The organism is Burkholderia sp. SCN-KJ (assembly GCF_024656005.1).
Taxonomy (GTDB): Bacteria; Pseudomonadota; Gammaproteobacteria; order Burkholderiales; family Burkholderiaceae; genus Burkholderia.
Genome location: NZ_JANKOG010000001.1, coordinates 388321 through 411858 on the forward strand (window position 1 = coordinate 388321; position 23538 = coordinate 411858).

Below are 23538 nucleotides of genomic sequence, written 5' to 3' on the forward strand. Positions count from 1 at the left end.
ACGGCGCGGCGCGACACGCGCCGCCGCTACGCGTCGCTCCTGCCACAAACCGGCAGGAAGCGCACGCGAACGACGTCTACAATTCAGCCTTTCAAATAACTATCAGAGAGAAGGCTGCCAGCCATGACCCACGGGATCCACGGCGAGAAGCGCTGGTACGCGCTGATCGTCCTCTGCCTCGGCGTGTTGATGATCGTGCTCGACAGCACGATCGTAAACGTTGCACTGCCGTCGATCAGCACCGACCTCCATTTCACCGAGACGGCCCTCGTGTGGGTCGTCAACGCGTACCTGCTGACGTTCGGCGGCTGCCTGCTGCTCGGCGGCCGGCTCGGCGACCTGTACGGCCAGCGGCGCATGTTCCTCGCCGGCCTCGTCGTGTTCACGCTCGCGTCGCTCGCCTGCGGCCTCGCGCAATCGCAGACGGTGCTGATCGCCGCGCGCGCGGTGCAGGGCTTCGGCGGCGCGATCGTGTCGGCCGTGTCGCTGTCGCTGATCATGAACCTGTTCACCGAGCCGGGCGAACGGGCGCGCGCGATGGGCGTCTACGGTTTCGTCTGCGCGGGCGGCGGCAGCATCGGCGTACTGCTCGGCGGGCTCTTGACGAGCACGCTGTCGTGGCACTGGATCTTCCTCGTCAACCTGCCGATCGGCATCGCCGTCTATGCGATGTGCGTCGCGCTGCTGCCGCGCCTGCGCGCGCCGGCCGGCGCCGCGCGGCTCGACGTCGCGGGCGCGATCACCGTCACCGCGTCGCTGATGCTCGCGGTCTACGGGATCGTCGGCGGCAACGAGGCCGGCTGGCTGTCGACCCAGACCGTCGTGCTGATCGGCGCGGCCGTCGTGCTGCTCGCGCTGTTCGTCGCGATCGAGGCGCGCGTCGCGCATCCGCTGATGCCGCTCACGCTGTTCGCCGCGCGCAACGTCGCGCTCGCGAACGTGATCGGCGTGCTGTGGGCGGCCGCGATGTTCGCGTGGTTCTTCCTGTCCGCGCTCTACATGCAGCGCGTGCTCGGCTACGGACCGCTGCAGGTCGGGCTCGCGTTCCTGCCGGCGAACCTGATCATGGCCGCGTTCTCGCTCGGGCTGTCGGCGCGGATCGTGATGCGTTTCGGCATCCGCGGCCCGATCGCCGCCGGCCTGCTGATCGCGGCGTGCGGCCTCGCGCTGTTCGCGCGCGCGCCGGCCGACGGCAACTTCGTCTGGCACGTTCTGCCTGGCATGACGCTGCTCGGCATCGGCGCGGGCGTCGCGTTCAATCCGGTGCTGCTCGCCGCGATGAGCGACGTCGATCCGGCCGATTCGGGGCTCGCGTCGGGCATCGTCAACACCGCGTTCATGATGGGCGGTGCGCTCGGCCTCGCCGTGCTCGCGAGCCTCGCGGCCGCGCGCACCGATGCGCTCGCGGCGGCACACGCCTCGCCGCTCGACGCGCTGAACGGCGGCTACCACGCCGCGTTCGCGGTCGGCGCCGCATTTGCGGCCGCGGCCGGGCTGCTCGGCCTCGCGCTGCGCATCCGCCGCCAGGACGCCGTTGCGGGCGCCGGCCCCGCGATGCATTGACGGCCGTCCGGCCTGAATCGGGGCGAGTTCCGCCCCGCCGCACCCGATGGCCCGCCATCGGCGTCGCAACCCGGCAACGCCGGCACGCCGCCCCGCCCGGCCCGGCGCCTGTTCAAACGCTCGTTTGACCCGCCGCGAACGGCCCGTCCGGCGGGCCTTCCCGGCCGATTTTTAACGTAGTCGTACACCGAAGCGCCACTTTTGCGACAATGGCGGACTTTGATGCGCGCGCCGCGGCCGCGCGCCGCCGCCGAACGCCGCATAACCGCCTGCTTCCGATGTCGCTTCCCCATATCGATCTGCTGTACTCCCTGTCCGGCCTGTTCGTCGGCATTCTCGTCGGCCTGACGGGCGTCGGCGGCGGTTCGCTGATGACGCCGATCCTCGTGCTGCTGTTCGGCGTCCACCCCGCGACGGCGGTCGGCACCGATCTGCTGTATGCGGCCGCGACCAAGGCCACCGGCACCCTCGTCCACGGACTGAAGGGGTCGATCGACTGGCGCATTACCGGCCGGCTCGCGGCCGGCAGCGTCCCGGCCGCGGCCGTCACGCTGTGGGTGCTGCACACGCACGGGATGAACTCGCCCGGCACCGCGCGAATGATCCAGCTGGTGCTCGGCATCGCGCTGCTGCTCACGTCGCTCGCACTGATCTTCCGCCCGCAGTTGACCGCGCTCGCCGCGCGCAACCCGCTCCCGCCGAATCCCGCGCGCACGTTCTGGTCGACCGTGCTGACGGGCGCCGTGCTCGGTGCGCTCGTGTCGATGACGTCGGTCGGCGCCGGCGCGATCGGCGTCACCGTGCTGTTGCTGCTGTACCCGCTGCTCGCGACCGCGCGCATCGTCGGCTCCGACATCGCGCACGCGGTGCCGCTCACGCTCGTCGCCGGCATGGGCCACTGGCTGCTCGGCTCGGTCGACTGGTCGATGCTGCTGTCGCTGCTGCTCGGCTCGCTGCCCGGCATCGTGCTCGGCAGCCTGCTGTCGGCGCGCGCGCCCGAGCGGCTGCTGCGCAACCTGCTCGCCTCGACGCTCGTCGCGGTCGGCGTGCGGCTCGTGCTCGCGTAAGCGGCGCAGCTGCCGCCCGCCACGGCAGACACCGCCGCCTTCCCGCCCCTGACGAAACAGATCGGCACGATTTGTCGGTGGGGAATTTCCGGCAAATCCTCGATACAGGGACGTGCATCCCCCTTTCGAGGATCAAGCCGCTGCGAATCTCACGCGGACCCGACAATGCCCCGTCGGTCGACGACTCACGGGCACTGTGGAAGATCACAGCATCGCGAGCCACATGCGCGGTGTGATGCATGACCGGCCAGCACACGCCGCCGGCACCCCGCCGCAAAAAACAGCCCGACCGGCCTGCGCCGATCGGGCTGTCGTCCATCCGGGGCCTCGCGAACTCGGGCCGCCCGGCGCACGGCCGGGCAGCGCAAGTCGCCCGCGATCCTTACCGCCCCTGCTGCTTCAACTGTTGCTGCTTCATCTGCTGCGTGCGCGCCTGCAGCTTCAGCACGCGCTGCAGCGCGGTACGGTTCGCGAGGATCCCGTCGTAGAAGTTGCCGAGGTCGCCCTTCAGCGCGGTCCGCGACGCGTCGTTCAGGTAGATCATGTGGCCCGACGGATAATTGCGGATCGTCAGGTTCTGCGCCTTGAGCGTCGGATCGAGCGGCATCTGCGCGAGCGTCAGCTCGGTCTGGTGGAACGGCGTGACCGCATCGAAATAGCCGTTCGCCGACAGCACCTTCAGGTCCGGGTTCACGCTCATCGTCGCCGCCAGGTCGCCGGCCGTATACAGCGTATTGCCGCCGCCCCTGTTCGCGCCGGTCGGGTCGGTGTGGCTGAAGTCCCAGTTGTTGAAGACCTGGTCGTTCAGGTCCACGAACGACGACGTCGACGTGTACTTGAGGTCGGTGTTGATGTAGCTGTTCCACAGCACCGTGTAAGCGCCGCCGACGTTCGTGATCGACGGATCGTTGCTGCCCGAGTTCGGCAGGATGTACGGCGCGATGCCCTTGCCCGTGAAGTTCGCGCGACCGTCGTACTGGCCGATCTGCGTGCCCGGCACGAGCGTCAGGAAGAACGTGTACGGCGGGTTGTCGTCCGACGACGGCACGTTGCCGAGCGCGGCCGGGTTGCCGAACGTCTGGATCAGCGACGTCGGATCGGTGCCGATGTACGAACCCATCTGCTGCGCGGTCTGCAGGTTCAGGTTCAGGCGCACGTTCACGAAGCCGCCGTCCTGCGGGTTCGGCTTCTGCGCGAGCGGCGCGAGCGTGTTGTCCGCGTAGTTGCGGGCCTGCACCATGTATGCGTCGAGATCGGTCGGCGTCGGGTTGAGCGTCGTCTTCTTCCAGTAGAACGCGTCGGCCGCGAGCGTCGGGAAGGTACCCGGCGCGGACAGCGCATTCGCATAGTCGAGGATCGACGACTGCAGCGTGATCCCGTTCAGGTCGATGCCGTCCTCGTGCAGCACCCACGACACGACCGCGCTGCGCGCGGTGCCGTACGACTCGCCGTACAGGAACTTCGGCGAGTTCCAGCGCGAGTACTTGGTCAGGTAGCGCTGGATGAAGCGGTCGATCGAGCGCGCGTCCTGGTCGGTGCCCCAGAAATCCTTGTTCTTCGCCGGGGCGATCGCCGCCGAGTAGCCGGTGCCGACCGGGTTGATGAACACCAGGTCGGTGCGGTCGAGCAGGCTGTCCGGGTTGTCGAGCAGCTTGTACGGGGCCGGCGGCGTGAAGTTCGGGAACGACGACTGCAGGCGCTTCGGCCCGTACGAGCCGAGCAGCAGGTAGACCGACGACGAGCCGGGGCCGCCGTTGTAGAAGAACGTGACCGGGCGCGGCTTCGACGGGTCCGGGTTGTCCTGCGTGTACGCGACGTAGAACATCTTCGCGTTCGGCGCCGACGTGATCGGGTCGATCGTGGTCAGGTGCCCGGTGGTGGCCGTGTACTGGACGGTCTTGCCGCCGATCGTGACCTGGCGGTGCACGACCGCGGCCCCTTCGGTCGAATCCGTGACCGCGTCGTTCGGCCCGGTGCCGTACACGTCGTTGTCGACGTACGGCTGGTCGGCCGGGACGGCGGCCGTTGCATTGGTGCTGGCCGACGTGCTGCCGTTCGACGTCGTCGCGGCTGCCGCGGTAGCGGCGGTCGGGCCCGACCCGTCGTCGCCGCCGCATCCCGTGACGAGCAGCGCCGCGGCCGCGGCTGCGGCGAGCGGCACGCTCAGCGTCGTTCCAAATAGCGCGAAACCGTCTTTCAAGGACTTCAGTGTCGTCATTATTGCCTCTCGAACAGAACGATAAATACCGCCGGTCGCAAAGGATCATTTGCGCCGGCGCTCCGCACCGGGAGCGCATTCGTTTTGCGATGCACCCCGAGTTTTTTACCGGACCGGAGAATACCGACCGGCATGATTTACCCCACCCATATTCCACGATCGCGCAATGGAATCAATTCCATTGCAAACGACGATTCAATAATGCGCGGCACTGCGAACTCACCCTCAATCATCCGCACGCGCGATAAACCGCAAGCAAAAGCATCCCCCGCAAAGCCTGCCGGACAAGGCGCCTTCGCTTCGAACAGACGAACGATTCCCTCGGCGAAATGCCGGTCAATCGCGAAAGGGCGACCAACCGCAACTCGAGCCGATTTAATAAAATCGAAAGGATCGATTAACTATACGGAAAGGAATATTGTCTTTACGGGAATTTATTAAATTAAGTTAAAATATCGGCGCATAATAGATTCCTGATTTTCCGCCGTAAAGCGATAATTTGTTACAGCCCATGCCATTCGGACCAGGGGCAATGCGGGACCGATTCCAGCCGCTGAAAATAAAAAAGCCGGACGACCGTCCGGCTTCCGTATCGCGGTGGGGCGGGTGCCGTCAGAGCGGCACATCGATCGCGCCCGCGCCGGCCGTGATCGCGTTCGCGCCGGGGGACGCCGAGATTGGCGGCAGGTTCGCGCTCGTCAGCGCCGGCGCGGCGCCCGGCGTGCCGCCGCGCGGCAGCGTGCGGACCACCTGTGACGGCGGCAGCGCGGCGCCGTTCTTCAGGTGCCGCCACATCAGGTTCAGCGCCTGCAGGTTGTAGTAGTGGACCGGCACGAAGCGCGTGTCGAAGCCCGCGACGGGCAGGAACGCATCGAAGTGCTGCCCGTTCGTCACCTCGTAGAACACGAGCTGGCTGCGGCCGCCTTCACTGATGCCGTTCTGCGCGACGTACGCGCGCGACGCGTGATTCACGGGCACGAGCGCATCGCTGCGGCCCTGCACGATGATCGCCGGCTTGCCCTGCAGGTTCGCGTTCACGCGCACCGCATCGACGTTCGCCGGCATGTCGAGCATTCCGTTGGTCCACAGCTGGCGCAGGCACAGCGCGCCCGCGAAACTCGCGTCGGGCGTCGCGAGCCGGTGGTCGACACCCGCGCCGGTGTTGAACACGAGATTGACGCCTGCCGTCGGCGGCACGCCGTTGCCGAGGCCGAACACGGCCGGCATCGGCGACGCGGCGGGCGGCGCGACCGCGCCCGTCGCCGCGCTGGTGGTCGCGAAGCTGAAATTGCACAGGTTGTCGGTCACGCGCGAGCGCGTGTACGCGTTCGCATAGGTGACCGCGATCGCCGGAATCGCCTGCGAATCCCACATCGGCGCCTGCAGCAGGTCGGAATCCGCGAGATAGCCGGCCGCGTGCAGTTGCGCGAGCGCGTCGGCGGCCTGGCTCTGCGTATCGGCCCCCGACACGAACCCGGCCGCGGCGAGCGTCGCGCAGCGCTGCGTGCGGATCGACTGCGTGGTGGCGGCCGGCAGCGCGCTCAGGTACGGCGCGCCCGCGAGCGACGACGACGCGGCCGCACACGGCTCCAGCAGGTTCGCGAGCGTCGCGTAGTCGGCCAGCGGCCGGCCGAACGACGGCACCGGCTGGCCGCCCTCGCGCACGACCGCGTTCGGCGCCATCCGCACGTTGACTTGCGGCTCGCCGACCACGACCGCGGTAATCCAGCGGCGCGTGTCCTGCTCGGCCGCCGCGAGCGCCGCGCCGCCGCCGTTGCTGACGGACGCGGCGATCGTCGTGATGTCGCCCGGGCGGTAGCGCACGCCGTGATGCGAGCCGTCGACGAGCGGTCCGAACTGTTCGTTGAGCGCCCAGTACGCGAATTCGACCGCCTGCAGCGTCGCGTGCCCCCAGTCCTGCTCGGGATTCTGCTGCGAATGCGCGTGCTTGAACGCGTAGCGGTTCGGGAAGCGGCTGTTGAACGCGGCCAGGTCGCTGCTCGTCACATTGGCGGTAAAGAGACTCGCATTGCCGGCGAGCACCGCGTCGGCGAGCGTGCCGTCGATCAGCGTGATCGTGTCGGTGCCGAGCTCGTGCGCGCCGTTGCCGCCGCCCTTGTCGTTGTACGCGACTGCACAGCCGCGCTTGAGGCCCCACTCGCCGGCCGCCGAGATCGCGCCGTACACGCCGCGCGAACCGGACGACGTCGCGGTGACGATGCACGGCTGCGCGGGATCGAAGCTCGCGGGCACCTGCACGAGCAGCGTCACGTTCTTGCGGCCGCTGCCGTCGTCGGAATACGCGAGATATTCGGTGCCGGGAATCTTGCCTTCGCCGAGCGTGTCGTTGCCGTCGAGGTCGACGTTCGGTCCCCAGAAGCGGCCGTAGCCGCCGTTGGCGCTCATGTCGACGAGTGCGCGGTAGTTCGACCAGATCGCGAGCCGGCGCAGCTCGGCGCTCGTCGGCCGGGACGGATTCGCGAACGCCGGCGCGGTGGCGGTGGCGAGGCCGGTCTTGCCGAGACCGGCAGTTAGCAGGTCGTCGCTCGTACCGTCGTAGGCGGTGGTGCGCACGCTGCCGGACACGAACCCGGGCAGCCGGTTGCGTTCGGACGACTCGTCGCCGTTGCAGGCGCCGAGCAACGTGACCGCGGCCAGCGCCGCGCCGACAAGAATTCGACTGCCCCACCCGTGCGTCGTCATCGCCGCCCTCTCCGTATCGATATCGTTATCGGTCCGCCGCCGCGTCGTGCGCGGCCCGCGGCCATCGGGAACACGCCGGATCGCCCCGCGCGTTCCGCCCCGAACGAAGTGCGGTTCGGGGAAGGCCCCGTCGGGAGGCCTGGCGCGAAGCGCCAGGTCCGGGGGCACGCTTCAGTGAAAACAGTGCAAACGGGCCCCGGCATGCCGGAGCCCGCCCGACGGCGGCGGCGCTGGCGCGCCGCCGCCCGGCATCATTGCTGCTGAACCGTCAGCTTGTTCGTGACCGACGTCACGCCCTTCACGCCCTTCGCCGCCTCTTCCGCCTTGTCGATCTGTGCCTGGTCGGGCACCGTGCCCTCCAGCGAGATCGCGCCGCCCTTCGAGCGCACGACGATGTTCGCCACGTCGATGCCGCCGGCCTTCGTAATGGCCTTGCGCACCGCATAGCCGAGCTGGCGGTTGGCCTTCTTCGCGGTCTTGGCCGCCGCCTTCGGCGAGCTCGCTGCCGCGGCCGGCGCTTCGGTGGCCGCCGCATCGCTCGACTGCGCGTACACGCTGCCCGTCAGACAGGCCGCCACGGCCGCAACACCCAACGCTCTCAACACGATCGACTTCATGCTATCTCCTTGTAACTCCGGAACGGCCGTGCACAGTACGGCCGGATACCCCCAAAGGCAGCCGGCCCGCGCGCGAACGGGCGGGACGGCCGATGATTTCCACGGCGATGCGAGAGAGGCGACACGGGCCGGCGGCCGGCGCGCGCGAATGCGGGCCGGCCGGGCCGGACAGCCGCCGGCCGGGCGCGCCCGGTCTCATAACGTGCCGGGTCGTGCGCGAATCGGGCGCGGCTGCGTCGCACAATGTAATCCAGCGCCAGCCGAAGCGCAAAGCTTTTGACGCGTGGCCGCCCGCCATCCGCCCGCGCGCGCCCGTGTCCGCCGCCGCGCGACGGCGCCAGACTCGCGCACGCCGGGCGAAACCGGGTACCATCGCCGCCAGAACGCGCATCGCGTGCCTTGTCCGCGACGGCCGTCATCGCTGCGTCACGCCCGTGTCATCCGCCGACTCCATGAAGCCAGCCCGCCCCCGCCCGCCCCGCCGCATCCTCGCCCGCTTCGTCGCGGTGTCGTGGCGCGACCTCGCGCTGTCGATCGGCCCCACCGTGCTGCTCGCGGTCGCGGCGGTCTGGCTCGCGGTCAAGCTGATCCAGCCGGCGCCGCCGTCCACGCTCGTGATTTCGTCCGGCCCGCCCGGCAGCACCTACTGGAACGCCGCGCAGAAATACAAGGCGATCCTCGCGAAGAACGGCGTCACGCTCGACGTCCAGTCATCCGAAGGATCCGCGCAGAACCTCGCGCGGCTGTCGAATCCGGACGCGCCGGTCGACGTCGGCTTCGTGCAGAGCGGCATCGGCCCGAAGGAGCGCGACGAACATCTGGTCTCGCTCGGCAGCATCGGCTACGTGCCGCTCGCGATCATGTACCGCGGGCCGGTGGTCGCACGCCTGTCCGACTTCAAGGGCAAGCGGCTCGCGCTCGGCGCGGAAGGCAGCGGCGCGCGCGAATTGAGCCTGGCGCTGCTGAAGATGAACGGCATCGTGCCGGGCGGCTCGACCGAGCTGCTGCCGACCGCCGGCGAGGACGCCGCGGCCGCGCTGCTCGACGGCAAGATCGACGCCGCGTTCCTGTCCGGCGACTCGACGCAGATCCCGGTGATGGCGAAGCTGTTCCGCGCGCCCGGCGTGCACGTGTACTCGTTCACGCAAGCCGAGGCCTACGCGCGGCGCTTTCCGTACCTGACCGCGATCACGCTGCCGATGGGCGTCTACGATCTCGGCCTCAACCTGCCGCCCGCCGACATCCACACGGTCGCGCCGACGATCGAGCTGGTCGCGCGCGATACGCTGCACCCCGCGCTGTCCGACCTGCTGATCGAGGCCGCGCGCGAAGTGCACGGCCACGCGACGATCCTGCAGCACGCGGGCGAATTCCCGTCGGCCGTCACACGCGGCTTCCCGCTGTCCGACGACGCGGGGCGCTATTACAAGTCGGGCAAGTCCTTCCTGTACCGGCGGCTGCCATTCTGGGTCGCGAGTCTCGTCGACCGGCTGCTCGTCGTCGTGGTGCCGCTGATCGTCGTGCTGATCCCCGGGTTGCGGCTGGTGCCGTCGCTGTACGGCTGGCGCGTGCGTTCGCGCATCTACCGCTGGTACGGCGCGCTGATCGCGCTCGAGCGCCGCGCGCTCGGCGAGCATACGGCCGAAGAGCGCGTCCAGCTGCTCGACGAACTCGACGACATCGAGGAAGCCGTGAACCGGATGAAGATGCCGCTCGCGTACGCGGGGCAGTTCTACGTGCTGCGCGAGCACATCGGCTTCGTGCGCGAGCGGCTCACCGCGCACGATCACGACGCCGCATCGGTCACGCCGGGCACACCCGGCGCCGGCGGCCGTGCAGCGGCGCGCGGCGGCGCGGCGCCGCCGGCCGGCGAGCCCCCCCGGGCGACTCCCGGTTCCGCATGAGCGGCCGATCCGCGATCATTGCTGCATCCGCGCGGTTGCATCCGCGCGCCGCCACGTAACATGAAGGCCGCCGCCAGGCGCGCACGTCCCACCCTCTGGAGATCGCCATGACAACCGGCCTCGACACTGCCCAGCCTGCCTGGTTCTTCGACTTCGTGTCGCCGTTCTCCTACCTGCTGCTCGAACAGCACGACAAGTGGCCCGACGTGCCGTTCGACCCCGTCGCCGTGTCGCTGCCCGACCTGCAGCGCCACTGGGGGCAGCGCCCGAGCGCCGACGTGCCGGCCAAGCGCGTGTTCACGTACCGCCACGCGCTGTTTCGCGCCGAACAGCTCGGCATCCGCTTCAAGATGCCGCCCGCGCATCCGTTCGACTCCGACAAGGTGCTGCGCCTCGCGATCGCGCTGCGCGCCGACATCGCGACCGTGCTGGAAATGTTCCGCTTCATCTGGCACGACGGCAACGATCCGTCGACGCCGGACGGGTTCGCGGCGCTGTGCGAGCGCGTCGGCGTCGGGCATGGCGACGAGCTGATCGAATTCGAGGAGACGAGCGCGCAGTTGCGCCGCAACACCGACGACGCGATCGCGCTCGGCGTGTTCGGTGTACCGACCTTCTGGATGAACCAGCAGCTGTTCTGGGGCGAGGACGCGCTGCCGATGGTGCTGTACTGCGCACGCACGCCGAACTGGCTCGAGTCGCGCGAGGTCAAGCGGATCAGCGTGCTGCCGAAGGGGCGCACCTGATGGCCGGTATCACGCACGTCAACGTGCGGCTGCGGTAAGGTTACGCTTCTCCCGAATCACCGCTCGCCGATGGAAGACGATCGTACCGCCTCGCTCGATATCTGGCTCGTGCGCGTATTGCGCACGCTGCTGCTCGAGCGCAGCGTCACGCAGGCCGCGCTGCGGCTGAACCAGACCCAGCCCGCGATCAGCACCGCGCTGCGCAAGCTGCGCGAGACGCTGAACGACCCGATTCTCGTGCGCGGCAAATCCGGGATGGTGCCGACCGAGTACGGCGCGTCGCTGCTCGGTGCCGCGTCGCGCGCGCTGCGCGAGGTCGACTTCATCGCGACGCCGCACGGCGACTTCGATCCATCGTCCGCGCGGCGCACGTTCCGCGTCGCCGCGCCCGACTACCTGAACGATTTCTTCATGCCGACGCTGATCGAGCGCTTTCGCGACGCGGCGCCGCATGCGCATCTGGAAATCGACTCATTGAATCCCGCGCTCGATCACGCGGAGGCGCTCGAATCGGGCGCGCTCGATCTCGTGATCGGCAACTGGCCGAAGCCCGACCCGCGGTTCGCGCGCCAGGACCTGTTCTCCGACACGATCGTGTGCCTGATGCGCGACGCGCATCCGCTCGCCCGCGAACCGCTCACGCGCGAAGCGTACGCGTCAGCCGCGCACGTCGCGCCGACACCGTACACCGGCGACAAGCGCAACGCGATCGAGATCGGCCTCGCCCGCGCCCGTCTCACGCGACGGATCGTGACGACGCTGCCGTACTTCGGCATCGTGCCGCAGGTGCTGCTGCAGTCGGACCTGATCTTCACGACGACGCGCCGCTTCGCGACGCACTACGCGCAGCTGCTGCCGCTCGTCGTCGTCGCGCCGCCCGTGCCGTTCCCGCGCATCAAGAGCTACCTGCTCACGCACCCGCACCCCGATCGCCCGACCGACATCGCGTGGCTGTGTGCGCTGATGCAAAGCGTGTCCGACGAGCTGACTGCCGCCCGCGGCCGCAAGCGCTGAAGCGGCACCGAACCCGCACGGAATCGCCCGCGCACGATCACGCGGCGCGGCCGCTCAGGCCGTGCAGAAGGTTTCCTGCAGATGGGTCCAGCGCACGACGCCTGCCGCGTCGCGCGCGAACACGGCGGTCGCGCGACGCGCGGGCAGCTCGCCCGACGCCGCCTGCTGCGCTTCGAGATAGGTGAGCACCGCATGCGACGCGTCTGCCGCGAGCACGCGGATGTCCGACAGTGTGATGCGCAACCCCGGCTTCGCGCCGCCGAGCTTCGCGAACAGCGCGCGCGTGTCATCGCGGTCGAACGCGCGACCGTCGGTCATGATCATCGTGAATTCGGCGGAGAAAGGCGCGAGCAGCGCGTCGAGCGCCGCGGGGGAAGTATCGGCGCCGGACAGCCAGCGCTCGATGACGACGAGGCTCGCATCGAGCGCATCGAGATAGACCTGATGATCGGACATGGTGCCTGCACGAAAGGACGCGCGGCCCGCTGCCGCGCGATCCGTGCAGTGTAGGCAAAAACGCGCGGACGTGGGTCGGGCGTGCCGGCCCTCATCGTTACCGCGCGCAGCGCGCGTCGTCGCGCAAGCGCCCCGCCGCGGCTGCCTTCGCGTCGGCCACCGGCATGCCCGAGCGGGCCTGCAGCAGTTCCGCGCAGACAGCCACCGCGATCGCGCCGGGCGCCTTGTCGACGATGCCCGCGACGCCGATCGGACACACCATCTCGGTGAGCCGCGCCGGATCGACGCCGCGCGCGGCGAGCCGGCGCTCGAACTTCACGCGCTTGGTACGCGAACCGATCATCCCGAAGTACGCGAAGTCGCGCCGCCGCATGATCTGCGCGGCGAGCGAGAAGTCGAGCGCGTGGTTGTGCGTCATCACGAGGAAGTACGCGCCGGGCGGCGCCGCGTCGACGACGGCCTCGGGTATGTCGGTCGGCTCCGGCTGCACGTTCGGCGGGCATTCGTCCGGGAACAGCTCGTCGCGCGTATCGACCCACTGCACGACACACGGCAATGCACCGAGCAGCGTGACGAGCGCATGGCCGACGTGCCCCGCGCCGAACAGCACGACATGCATCGGCGCGGGCGTCCCGGTCGCGCGGTTGCGCTGGCCGGTACCCTGCGCGAATGCCGGGGTCGTCGCGGTGCGAAACGAACGTGCAGGCCCGTTCATCTCAACCTGCCTGACCGGCGCGCGCAGCACGCACCGCGGTGATCGCACGCAGGATCGACTCGCCGGTGGCCGGCGCGTCGAGCGGCGGATTCACCCGGTAGTCGCCGACCGCGGCAATCGCGTCGCGCACCGCGAAGAACACCGAGAACGGCAGCAGCAGCGGCGGTTCGCCGACGGCCTTCGAACGATGGATGCTGTCCTCGACGTTGCGGTTCTGGAACAGCCGCACGTTGAATTCGGGCGGCGTGTCGTTGACGGTCGGAATCTTGTACGTGGACGGCGCATGCGTCATCAGCTTGCCGCCCTTGTTCCACCACAGCTCCTCGGTCGTGAGCCAGCCCATTCCCTGGATGAACGCGCCTTCGACCTGGCCGATGTCGAGCGCGGGGTTCAGCGATGCGCCCACGTCGTGCAGCGCGTCGACGCGCAGCGTGCGCATCTCGCCCGTCAGCGTGTCGATCACGACCTCCGACACGGCCGCGCCGTACGAGTAGTAGTAGAACGGCCGTCCCTGCAGCTTCGACTGATCCCAGTACAGCTTCGGCGTCGCGTAGAAGCCGTCGGACCACAGCTGCACGCGCGCGAGATACGCCTTCGCGATCACCTCGCCGAACGGCACGCTCGCGCCGCCGATCCACACGAAGTCGTTGCCGAACTTCACGTCGGCCGCATCGACCTTGCCGTCGCCGAACTGCTTCGCCGCGAACGCCGCGAGGCGCTCGCGCAGCTGGCGCGCCGCATCCTGCGCGGCCTTGCCGTTCAGGTCGGAGCCCGTCGACGCAGCCGTCGCGGACGTGTTCGCGACCTTGCTCGTGTCGGTCGCCGTCACGCGGATCCGGCCGAAGCGGATGCCGAGCTCGTGCGCGACGACCTGCGCGACCTTCGTGTTGAGCCCCTGCCCCATCTCCGTGCCGCCGTGGTTCACGAGCACCGAGCCGTCGGTGTAGATGTGCACCAGCGCGCCGGCCTGGTTGAAGTGCGTGACGTTGAACGCGATACCGAACTTCACCGGCGTGAGCGCGATGCCCTTCTTCAGCACCGTGTTGCGTGCGTTGAATTCGCGCACGCCCGCGCACCGCGCGCGGTAGTCGCTCGTCGACTCGAGTTCGCCGAGCAGTTCGTGCAGCACGTTGTCCTCGACCGTCTGCCCGTAAGGCGTCACGTTGCGCTCGGTCTTGCCGTACAGGTTCGCGTAGCGCACGTCGAGCGGATCGCGGCCGAGCGCGCGCGCGACGTCGTCGAGGATGTACTCGATCGCGAACGCCCCCTGCGGGCCGCCGAAGCCGCGGAACGCGGTGTTCGACTGCGTGTTGGTCTTGCCGCAATAGCCGGCGATGTCGACGTCGCCGAGCCAGTACGCGTTGTCGAAGTGGCACACCGCGCGCGTCATCACCGGGCCCGACAGGTCGGCCGAGAAGCCGCAGCGCGACGTCATGTCGAGCGCGACGCCGTCGAGGCGGCCGTCGTCGTCGTAGCCGACGTCGAAGCGGTAATGGAAGTCGTGCCGCTTGCCGGTGATCATCATGTCGTCGTCGCGGTCCGGACGCAGCTTCACCGGGCACAGCAGCTTCCACGCGGCGAGCGCCGCGCAGCATGCGAACAGGCCCGACTGCGATTCCTTGCCGCCGAACCCGCCGCCCATCCGGCGGCATTCGACCAGCACGTTGTGCGACGCGACGCCGAGCACGTGCGCGACGAGGTGCTGCATCTCGCTCGGGTGCTGCGTCGAGCAGTACACGTGCATCCCGTCGTCGTCCTTCGGCACCGCGTACGCGATCTGCCCTTCCAGGTAGAACTGCTCCTGGCCGCCGAGCAGCATCTCGCCCGACTCGCGATGCGGCGCGGCCGCGAGCCGCGCGGCCGCGTCGCCGCGCGCGAGTTTCAGCGGCGGGATCACGTAGGTTTCGGCCTGGCGCGCTTCCTGCGCGGTCAGGATCGCGGGCAGCTCCTCGTAGTCGACCTGCGCGCGACGCGCGGCGAGCCGCGCGGTTTCGTGCGACGTCGCAACGACGATGAACATCGGCTGGCCGACGAACTGCACGATGCCCTTGGCGAGCACCGGATCGTCGTGGATGATCGGGCCGCAATCGTTGACGCCGGGGATGTCGTCGGCCGTGAACACGGCGACGACGCCGGGCGTCGCGCGCACCGCGTCGAAGTTCATCGACACGATCTTCGCGTGCGGCTTCGCGGACAACCCGAGCGCCGCGTGCAGCGTGCCCGCGACGAGCGGGATGTCGTCGGTGTAGGTCGCGCGCCCGCTCACGTGCAGGTGCGCGGATTCGTGCGCGCGCGAGACGTGCACCTGCGCGGCGTCGGCCTGCGGGTCGAGGGTGTTCAGGAACGGTTCTGCTTGCTGGTTCATGTTCGGTGTTCTCCCTCGTCAGACGCGCGCCGCGTCGTCGGCAACTTCGGCGGCCACTTCACGCACGTTCAGCGCCTGCGGCGGCAGCGGGTCGTGCGGGCGCGTCTCCAGCCAGAAGCGGTACATCAGGTTCTTCGCGGTATCGAGGCGATACGCGCTCGTCGCACGCATGTCGGTGAGCGGCTGGTAGTCGCGCTCGAGCGCCTGCATCGCGGCCTGCGCGGTGGCTTCGTGCCACTGCGCGCCGTCGAGCAGGCTTTCCGTCTGCGTCGCGCGCTTCGGCGTCGCGGCCATCCCGCCGAACGTGATGCGCGGCTCGCGGATCAGCTCGCCGTCCGCGATGAACGCGAACGCCGCGCACACCGCCGAAATGTCGGAGTCGAAGCGCTTCGACAGCTTGTAGGTGCGGAATTGCAGCTTCGCGCGCGCGCCGGTGCGGGTCGGCACCTTCAGGCCGACGACGAATTCGTGCGGCGCCATGTCCTTTTGCTGATAGCCGGTGTAGAGCGCCTCGAGCGGCAGCTCGCGCACCGTGTCGCCGCCGCGCAGCACGACCCGCGCGCCGAGCGCGATCAGGCCCGGCATCGAGTCGCCGATCGGCGAGCCGTTCGCGACGTTGCCGCCGATCGTCCCCGCGTTGCGGATCGGCAGCGACGCGAAGCGCTTCCACATTTCGGTCAGTTCCGGATACGTGCCGGCGAGTGCCGCATAGCCGTCCTCGACCGTCACGCCCGCGCCGATCTCGATCCAGTCGTCGCCGTGCGCGATGTGCTGCAGTTCGGCGACTTGACCGATGTAGATCAGGTCGTCGAGACGACGCATCTGCTTGGTGACCCACAGGCCGATGTCGGTGCTGCCGGCGAGCAGCCGTGCATCCGGGCGCTCGACCTTCAGCGCGGCCAGCGCGTCGAGCGTGCGCGGCGCGGCGAAGCGCGCGCCGTCGGGCGTCGTGTAGTCGAACGTGTCGTCACGCTCGAGCGACGCGAGCGTGCGGGCCAGCGCGGCCGTATCGACCGGTGCCGCCGGCGCCGGCGCACCGAACATCTGCACGGCCGCATCGACGATCGGGCGATAGCCGGTGCAGCGGCACAGGTTGCCGGTCAGTGCATCGGCGATCTCGGTGCGCGTCGGCACGTCCTTCGCCTTCGCGCACGTGCCGGCGCAGCCTTCGTGGCCGTGCTTCTCGTACAGCGCCCACATCGACATCACGAAACCGGGCGTGCAGAACCCGCATTGCGAGCCGTGGCAATCGACCATCGCCTGCTGCACCGGATGCAGCGAACCGTCCGGCTGGCGCAGGTCTTCCACCGTCAACAGCGCCTTGCCGTCGAGCGTGGGCAGGAACTGGATGCAGGCATTGACGGCCTTGAACGCGACCGTACCCGTGTCGGTCAGCTCGCCGACGACGACCGTGCACGCGCCGCAGTCGCCTTCCGCGCAGCCTTCCTTGGTGCCGGTGCAATGCGCATCCTCGCGCAGGTACTGCAGCACGGTGCGGGTGACGTCCGCGCCGCTGACTTCGCGGATCGCGTGACGATGGTAGAAGCGGATCGGCTCACTCATGTCTCTATCGTTCTTCCGGTGGGGGCAAGGCGGCCTGCGCGGGGCGCTCGACCGACGTTTCTCTGACAGTTTGCACGCTATCACCGTCAAATTCCGCAACCCATAGCCCATCACGCATGGGGCCCATATAACTGCCGCGATATGCGTGGCGCGGCCGCCCGGCAAGCGCCAGGCGCCTTGCCCGGCCCGGGTTCCAGCCTGCCCGCAGCGGTCCGTCAGCCATTCTTCGACGATGAAAATGGGTCGCGATTAACTAAATGGTACCTGCGTGAAAACCGGTTCCATGGGAAAATCCCGATTCCGTTTTTCGCCGCTTTCCGCTCTGTTTCGTCCATTCGATCCGACCCCATGTCAACCGATTCCGCCACACCGCAGCAGCGCAGCGGGTTTGCCGTCACGCTGCAAATCGTGTCCGTCGTCTGTTTCACGTTCATCTGCTACCTGACCATCGGCCTGCCGCTCGCGGTGCTGCCGGGCTTCGTCCATGACGACCTCGGCTTTTCCGCGATCGTCGCGGGCGGCGCGATCAGCGTCCAGTATTTCGCGACGCTCGCGTCGCGCCCGCTCGCCGGGCGCTTCGCCGATACGCTCGGGCCGAAGCAGACGGTGCTGCGCGGGCTGATCGGCTGCGGCGTGTCGGGCGTGCTGCTGCTCGTCGCGCTGCTGCTGGCCCACTGGCCGGTCGCGAGCCTCGTGCTGCTGGTCGCGAGCCGGCTCGTGCTCGGCGTCGGCGAGAGCCTGTGCGGCACCGGTGCGATCCTGTGGGGCATCGGACGGGTCGGCGTCGCGCACAACGCGAAGGTGATCTCGTGGAACGGCATCGCGACCTACGGGGCGCTCGCGCTCGGCGCGCCGGTCGGCGTCGCGATCGCGCACACGCTGAATCCGGCGCTGATCGGCGTGATCGTGATCGCGCTCGCCGCGATCGGCTTCTACCTCGCGCGCCTGATCGCTTCCGTGCCGCTCGTGCACGGCGAACGGATGTCGTATGCGAGCGTGTTCACGCGCGTGCTGCCGCACGGCCTCGGCCTCGCGCTCGGCTCGGCCGGCTTCGGCTCGATCGCGACCTTCGTCACGCTGTACTACGCGGCGCGCCACTGGCCGAACGCCGCGCTGTCGCTGACCGTGTTCGGCACGCTGTTCATCGGCGCGCGGCTGCTGTTCGCGAACACGATCAAGACCCACGGCGGCTTCCGCGTCGCGATCGTGTCGTTCGCGTTCGAATGCTCGGGCCTCGTGCTGCTGTGGCTCGCGCCCGTGCCGCACGTCGCGCTCGTCGGCGCCGCGCTGACCGGCTTCGGCTTCGCGCTGATCTTCCCGGCGCTCGGCGTCGAGGCCGTGGCGCTCGTCCCGCCGGCGAGCCGCGGCGCGGCGCTGTCCGCGTATTCGGTGTTTCTCGACCTGTCGCTCGGCATCACGGGCCCGCTCGCCGGCTATGTGGCCGGTGCGTTCGGTTATCCGCAGGTGTTCCTGTTCGCGGCGGTGGCCGCGGCGGCCGGCGTCGCGCTGTCGATGGTGCTGTACCAGCGGCAGGCGCGGCTCGCGGAGAGCGGCGCGGCGGCTTGAGTCGTGCTGCCGCACGCGCAACGCCGTTCAACGCAGCAACACGTTGAAGTCGCGCAATACGCGAACAGCTTGAGGATGACGCCGGAACGGAACGGCGTCCCGGAGCGAGAGCTTGGGTTCGGCACGATCGAAGAGCACGAGGGCTTCCGACGTGTTGAGATGGCGGGACATGTATAGAAAGCCGTCGACCCGCCGGGGATGCCGGTGGACGGCTAGCGGCCACTGCTGCGGAACGTCGTACGGCACGATCGTCGACAACGCACCGTCGCCGCCGAGGTTCTTCAGCGGCAAGCCATGCGTCGCGCTCGCGAAATGCTTCCCCGGCACCGTCAACACCCGCGCCTCCTAGCGTCCCGCAAACGCTGCGGCCGCACGCTCGACCTCGTCAAGCTTGCCGCGCGACAGCGCGACCAGCGGCGTGACGTTGCCGAGTGACGCCTTGGGTGTCGTGAAGAACTGCCATTTGCTCCATCCCGGCAGGCCGCCGAGACGCTGGGTCACCTTTCCCAGCGTCTTGCGATCGATGTCGCCCGCCAGATAGAACGCCGGGTAGTACTGCGCGGCGCCGACGTCGACCGTGAAGATGCGCCCCGACGCCACCGCCTTGCTGAGCGCCTGCCGCGTCATGCCGAGCTCCGTCCAGATCCGTGCGGCCGGCAACAGCGTGCCGTCGGCAACCAGCGCGTGTCGTTCGGCCTGCGCACGCCGCTCCAGATCGGCGACGGTGACGCCGGTGCGCGTATCGGCCGCCCCCTTCTTCCGGCCGGACGGCTTCCTGTCGCGCGTCGCGGCGGCCGCGATACCGAACGTGATCGTGCCGGCCAGATCGATGACCTGCGCGATGCCTACCTTGAACAGGTGCCCAAGTTGCTCGTCCGACAGCCTGAGCAGCGCACGGGCGCGATCCGGCCCGAGCATGGTTGCCGCGCCGACGGCGCTGCGCAGCGCTTCCTCGGTCTCGATATCGAGAATCGCCGCCGTGCCTTCGAGCGCATGAGCGCGCGTAACCATCATCACCTCCTGATGCAACCGGAGGATCAAGCCTAGTCCCGAATTGAAATCAAGTCAACCAAGTCAACTTTCCCGTGCGATATCCGGAGAGTGCCTGATGCCCCCGGTCAAGCCGTGCGCAGGAACAACCGGCGCGTCAGGTCGAACGCAACGAGATTGCCGGTCAGCACGAGCAGCAGCCCGATCACCGCGAGCGGCGACCACTGGTAGCCCTCGAAGACCGTCGACACGGCCAGCGCGACGATCGGGAACAGCACCGTGCAGTACGCCGCGCGCTCCGGCCCGATCCGGCCGACGAGCGTCAGGTACGCGGTGAACCCGATCACCGAGCCCGGCACGGCCAGATAGACGAGCGCGCCGAGATAACGCGGGCTCGGGTCGATCATGAACGGCAGCCCGGCCACCGCACTGCCGACCGTCAGGATCGCCGCGCCGATCAGCATCGCCCAGCCGTTGGTCGCGAGCGGATGCAGCCCCATCGATTGCATCCGGCTCGACAGCAGGTTGCCGGCCGAGAAGCACATCGTGCCCGCGAACGCGATCGCGAGGCCCGTCCAGGTCGCGTGATCGTCGAGGTGGCCAGCCATCTGCTGCCAGAACAGGCAGGCGATGCCGGTCAGCCCGAGCAGCGCGCCGGCAATCGCGGACGGCCGCAGCGGGCGGCCCATGAACAGCCGGCCGTTGATCGAATTCAAGAGCGGCGCGGTCGAGAAGATCACCGCGACGAGGCCGCTCGGCACGACCTGCTCCGAGTAGTAGAAGCACAGGAAATTCAGGCAGAACAACGCGAAGCCCTGCGCGACGAGGTAGCGCCACGCCTCGCGCGGCGGACGCACCGGCCGGCGCATCACGCGCAGCAGCGCGAACAGCACGGCGGCCGCGAGCCAGAAGCGCCACGCGATCGACACGGGCGGCGGCACGGCGCCGAGCTGCCATTTGATCGCGATCCAGGTGGTGCCCCAGATCAGCACGGTGACGAAATAAAGCGACAGGTTCATGGCGGCAACGAAGCGAAACGAGTGAAACGGACTCAGACTGTGCCGCCGCCCCGCCCGCGCGGATTGTCCGGAATTGCGGTCTTTTTCGGGCGGCCGCACGGCGCGTCGCGCGCGCGCTTATACTCGTCGCACCATGAGTCCGCCCCTGTACGCCCCGCCCGCCGATCACGCCGCCGCCCTTGCCGGCGGTGCGATGCCGTTCGGCCTGCAGTCGGTGTGCCGCACGCTCGCCGAGGCGAACGCGACGCTCGAGCGCTTCACGTGGCTCGGCGATCATCTCGCGATCGCCGAATGGACGCGCATCACCGACGAAAGCGAGACGATCTACGAACAGCCGGGCCACCACACGCTGTCGTGCTATCTCGACGGCGGCTACCGGACGGAGCGCGAACGCGTGCCGCGCTACGGCGCGCCGAGCCTGCTGTGCGCGCTGCCGGGTGACCATGAATCGCGCTGGTGGGTGCGCGGCGAGATGCACTTCATCCACCTGTACTTCCTGCCCGAGCACTTCACGCAGCGCGCGATCCGCGAACTCGATCGCGAGCCGCGCGAGCTGAAGCTCGCCGACCGCACCTATTTCGAGGATGCGCGCGTCGCGGCGCAGTTCCGTTCGCTTGCGCTGGAGCGCTGGGACGATGCCGACGGGCGGCTGCGCGTGAACGAGGCCGCGCACGACGTATTGAGCCTGCTGCTGCGGAGCCAGAGCACGACGCGCACCGACACCGCGTTCCGCGGCGGGCTCGCGCCGGCCGTGCGCCGCCGCGTGCGCGACTACATCGACAGCTACCTGTCGCAACCGCTGACGCTCGGCGAGCTGGCGGAGGTTGCCGCGCTGTCCGAATACCATTTCTCGCGGATGTTCCGGCTGTCGTTCGGCCGCGCGCCGCACGCGTGGGTGGCCGAGCAGCGGCTCGCGCGGGCGCGCCTGCTGCTGCGCACGACGGCGCTGCCGCTCGCGCAGGTCGCGGCCGAATGCGGCTACGCGAACGCCGGCCACTTCAGCCATCGCTTTCGCGACGCGCACGGCACGACGCCGAACGCGTACCGGCGCGCGATGCAGGGCGGCTGAGCCCCGCGCGCACCTTCAACGTGCCGGCTGGCGCAGCGCGCACCCGGCACGCATCGCCGTCTCCGTGCTTACGCGCCTCGCTGCGACAACTCCTGCTCGAGCGCGGCCACGCCGGCCGGCAGGTCCACCGGCACCTTCAGGTCCATCATCGTGCGGCCGAACGCGTGCAGCGTGCGGAACAGGTTGTGTTCGCGGCACTGTTCGCCCATCTGCCCGATCCGCACGATCGGCAGCCCGAACGAGCCCGAGATCTCGACCTGGTACTGCTTCGAGATATGGCCGCACACCATCCCGGGCGTCAGCCCTTCGGGCGTCTCGATCCCGACCACCGAGTTGAGCCGGCAGTCCTTCGGCGCATAGAGCGCGAGCCCCATCGCCTCGACGCCCGCCTGCAACGCGAGCGAGCAGCGCAGGTGGCGCGCGAAGCGGCTTTCGAGCGTCTCCGCGCAGACGAGCCGCAGCGCCTCGTGCAGCGCGAGCACGCCCGACACCGGCGCCGTGTAGTGGTAGCCCGCGTTGTGCCAGAAGTTCTCCGCGAGCGCCATGTCGAGGCACCAGTGCGCGTTCGGTTCCGGACGCTGCTTCATCCGGTCCCACGCGGCGTCCGAGAACGCGATCAGCGATACGCCGGGAATCGACGACAGCCCCTTCTGGCCGCCCGTGATCACCGCATCGATGCCCCACGCGTCCATCTCGAGCGGCATCGTCGACAGCGTGCACACCGCGTCGACGACGACCAGCGCGCCGGCCGCCTTCGCGAGCCCTGCGATGTCGCGCAGCTCGCGGTTCCACACGGTGTTCGACGTCTCGCCCTGCACGATCGTGACGATCTCGGGCCGCTCGCGCGCGATCGCGTCCGCGATCTCGTCGAGGCTCGCGACCGAGCGGTCGGCCACTTCGAGCGTGGCGACGTCGGCGCCGACGCGCGTGGCCATCTCGGCCATCCGCGCACTGAAGAAGCCGTTGCGGATCGACAGCACGCGCGTGCCGCGCCACGCGAGGTTCGAGATCGCCATCTCCATCGCGGCGGAACCGGGGCCGGCGACGCCGAGCACCCACTTCGTGCGGGTCTGGAACACGTAGCGCGCCATCTCCTTCACCTGCTCGATGATCTTCGCCATCGTCGCGCCGAGGTGGTTGATCACGATCGTGTTCGCCTTCGCGACGGCGGCCGGGATCGGGACCGGGCCGGCCCCCATCATCAGCAGCGGTTCTTCGGGCAGGATCGCGTCGAGCGGCACGACGACGGGACAGGGAATCGGCGAGTAATCGATGGACATGGCTGGTAAAAGAGGAACGGAGAAAACGCTCGGACGTCGTTCGCCGCACGGCACGGCGAACTGATCGATCATTCCGCGTTCCGCGCCCGTGCGCAAGAGGCACGCGCGCCCGGACAGCGTGACGCTGGCCCGGTCGACGGACCGGGCCAGCCTGCCGCGCCCGCGTCGCACGACCGGGTTTCGTATTGCCGCGGCATTGCCGGCCGCATGCGAAACGGTTCCAACGGACGGTCGATGCCCGCGATTTTCTCCGGCAATATTGAGACGCGCATCCTGACGCCCGAGTTCAGCATGCTGCATGCATCGACTGGAATACCGGCGATCACGATAAAAATCGCGCGACTGGCATCGGCACACGAAAACCAGACCGGCACTAAAACATCCACTATCGCAGCATCTATTGGTGAGCGATTTCACCCATTACCGCACCAGATCGCATTACATCGATCTCAACACATTGATTTATATGCCGAATATTAAAATACAAGGCAGGTTTTCCAAATACGCGCCAGGCTAACCCAGGCGCACGCCATCCTCTCCGATCCGTAAAATCGATACCCGCGATTTCGATTTTACGCAAGCCGCCCCTTTTCTCAGGTTGACGATATCGCTTCCGTAATGAACAATCGTCTGCAGAATCGAAAAACCGATTTTTCGAGACGGATGAGAACCGGTGTCGTGCG

19 protein-coding genes are annotated in these 23538 nt (G+C 68.7%); 8 read left to right on the plus strand and 11 right to left on the minus strand.

From position 1 onward, the window contains the following. Positions 1–123 precede the first annotated feature (123 nt). Both NQV17_RS01855 and NQV17_RS01860 read left to right on the plus strand, forming a co-directional pair. Positions 124–1563 carry a DHA2 family efflux MFS transporter permease subunit gene (locus NQV17_RS01855; RefSeq protein WP_257768258.1) on the plus strand — a complete coding sequence of 480 codons (1440 nt, stop codon included), beginning with the start codon at positions 124–126 and terminating at the stop codon, positions 1561–1563. A gap of 278 nt (positions 1564–1841) precedes the next feature. Beyond that, a complete protein-coding gene (locus tag NQV17_RS01860) occupies positions 1842–2630 on the plus strand; it encodes a sulfite exporter TauE/SafE family protein (RefSeq protein WP_257768260.1) in 789 nt (262 codons plus the stop codon). A gap of 382 nt (positions 2631–3012) precedes the next feature. Here the strand turns inward: NQV17_RS01860 and NQV17_RS01865 are convergent, their stop codons facing one another. The 3 genes from NQV17_RS01865 to NQV17_RS01875 all read right to left on the minus strand — a co-directional run bounded on the left by NQV17_RS01865 (position 3013) and on the right by NQV17_RS01875 (position 8168). Then, a complete protein-coding gene (locus NQV17_RS01865; RefSeq protein ID WP_257768262.1) occupies positions 3013–4848 on the minus strand; it encodes a S10 family peptidase in 1836 nt (611 codons plus the stop codon). A gap of 612 nt (positions 4849–5460) precedes the next feature. Beyond that, the gene (locus NQV17_RS01870) at positions 5461–7551 is read right to left on the minus strand and encodes a D-(-)-3-hydroxybutyrate oligomer hydrolase (RefSeq protein WP_257768264.1); all 2091 of its coding nucleotides are present in this window, start codon (positions 7549–7551) and stop codon (positions 5461–5463) included. A gap of 251 nt (positions 7552–7802) precedes the next feature. Beyond that, complete coding sequence (locus tag NQV17_RS01875; protein ID WP_044844127.1) at positions 7803–8168, minus strand: BON domain-containing protein; 366 nt, start codon at positions 8166–8168, stop codon at positions 7803–7805. A gap of 452 nt (positions 8169–8620) precedes the next feature. Between NQV17_RS01875 and NQV17_RS01880 the strand changes: the two genes are divergently transcribed. The 3 genes from NQV17_RS01880 (at position 8621) to NQV17_RS01890 (ending at position 11832) form a co-directional block, all read left to right on the plus strand. Beyond that, entirely contained in the window at positions 8621–10072 is a 1452-nt protein-coding gene (locus NQV17_RS01880) for a TAXI family TRAP transporter solute-binding subunit (protein WP_257768268.1), read from the plus strand. Between the two features lie 107 nt (positions 10073–10179). Beyond that, positions 10180–10818: a 2-hydroxychromene-2-carboxylate isomerase gene (locus NQV17_RS01885; protein WP_044844125.1), complete on the plus strand. Its 639-nt coding sequence runs from the start codon at positions 10180–10182 to the stop codon at positions 10816–10818. A gap of 69 nt (positions 10819–10887) precedes the next feature. Continuing rightward, complete coding sequence (locus NQV17_RS01890; RefSeq protein WP_257768271.1) at positions 10888–11832, plus strand: LysR family transcriptional regulator; 945 nt, start codon at positions 10888–10890, stop codon at positions 11830–11832. Positions 11833–11886: 54 nt separating this feature from the next. On the opposite strand, the gene NQV17_RS01895 is transcribed toward NQV17_RS01890, so the two are convergent. The 4 genes from NQV17_RS01895 to xdhA form a co-directional block, all read right to left on the minus strand. Beyond that, positions 11887–12288: a polyketide cyclase gene (locus NQV17_RS01895; RefSeq protein WP_044844123.1), complete on the minus strand. Its 402-nt coding sequence runs from the start codon at positions 12286–12288 to the stop codon at positions 11887–11889. 97 nt (positions 12289–12385) lie between these two features. Beyond that, positions 12386–13003, minus strand: a complete 618-nt coding sequence (xdhC, locus tag NQV17_RS01900; protein ID WP_257768273.1) for a xanthine dehydrogenase accessory protein XdhC — start codon at positions 13001–13003, stop codon at positions 12386–12388. 1 nt (position 13004) lies between these two features. Further along, complete coding sequence (gene xdhB, locus NQV17_RS01905; RefSeq protein ID WP_257768275.1) at positions 13005–15368, minus strand: xanthine dehydrogenase molybdopterin binding subunit; 2364 nt, start codon at positions 15366–15368, stop codon at positions 13005–13007. Positions 15369–15386: 18 nt separating this feature from the next. Next, the gene (gene xdhA, locus NQV17_RS01910) at positions 15387–16931 is read right to left on the minus strand and encodes a xanthine dehydrogenase small subunit (protein WP_257768277.1); all 1545 of its coding nucleotides are present in this window, start codon (positions 16929–16931) and stop codon (positions 15387–15389) included. 348 nt (positions 16932–17279) lie between these two features. Between xdhA and NQV17_RS01915 the strand changes: the two genes are divergently transcribed. Beyond that, the gene (locus NQV17_RS01915) at positions 17280–18497 is read left to right on the plus strand and encodes an MFS transporter (RefSeq protein WP_257768279.1); all 1218 of its coding nucleotides are present in this window, start codon (positions 17280–17282) and stop codon (positions 18495–18497) included. A 27-nt stretch (positions 18498–18524) separates the two neighbouring features. On the opposite strand, the gene NQV17_RS01920 is transcribed toward NQV17_RS01915, so the two are convergent. The 3 genes from NQV17_RS01920 to NQV17_RS01930 all read right to left on the minus strand — a co-directional run bounded on the left by NQV17_RS01920 (position 18525) and on the right by NQV17_RS01930 (position 20506). After that, positions 18525–18833 (minus strand): RES domain-containing protein, encoded by a 309-nt coding sequence (locus NQV17_RS01920; protein ID WP_257768281.1) that lies wholly within the window; start codon positions 18831–18833, stop codon positions 18525–18527. Between the two features lie 9 nt (positions 18834–18842). Then, the gene (locus tag NQV17_RS01925) at positions 18843–19508 is read right to left on the minus strand and encodes a hypothetical protein (RefSeq protein WP_257768283.1); all 666 of its coding nucleotides are present in this window, start codon (positions 19506–19508) and stop codon (positions 18843–18845) included. 107 nt (positions 19509–19615) lie between these two features. Next, entirely contained in the window at positions 19616–20506 is an 891-nt protein-coding gene (locus NQV17_RS01930; RefSeq protein ID WP_257768285.1) for a DMT family transporter, read from the minus strand. Between the two features lie 133 nt (positions 20507–20639). Here NQV17_RS01930 and NQV17_RS01935 point away from each other — a divergent pair, with 133 nt between their 5' ends. Next, positions 20640–21575 carry an AraC family transcriptional regulator gene (locus NQV17_RS01935; protein ID WP_257768287.1) on the plus strand — a complete coding sequence of 312 codons (936 nt, stop codon included), beginning with the start codon at positions 20640–20642 and terminating at the stop codon, positions 21573–21575. A gap of 68 nt (positions 21576–21643) precedes the next feature. Here NQV17_RS01935 and NQV17_RS01940 read toward each other — a convergent pair whose 3' ends face one another. Next, complete coding sequence (locus NQV17_RS01940) at positions 21644–22855, minus strand: alanine--glyoxylate aminotransferase family protein (protein ID WP_257768289.1); 1212 nt, start codon at positions 22853–22855, stop codon at positions 21644–21646. Between the two features lie 234 nt (positions 22856–23089). On the opposite strand from NQV17_RS01940, the gene NQV17_RS01945 reads away from it, so the two are divergent. Further along, a complete protein-coding gene (locus NQV17_RS01945) occupies positions 23090–23335 on the plus strand; it encodes a hypothetical protein (protein WP_257768291.1) in 246 nt (81 codons plus the stop codon). Positions 23336–23538 lie beyond the last annotated feature (203 nt).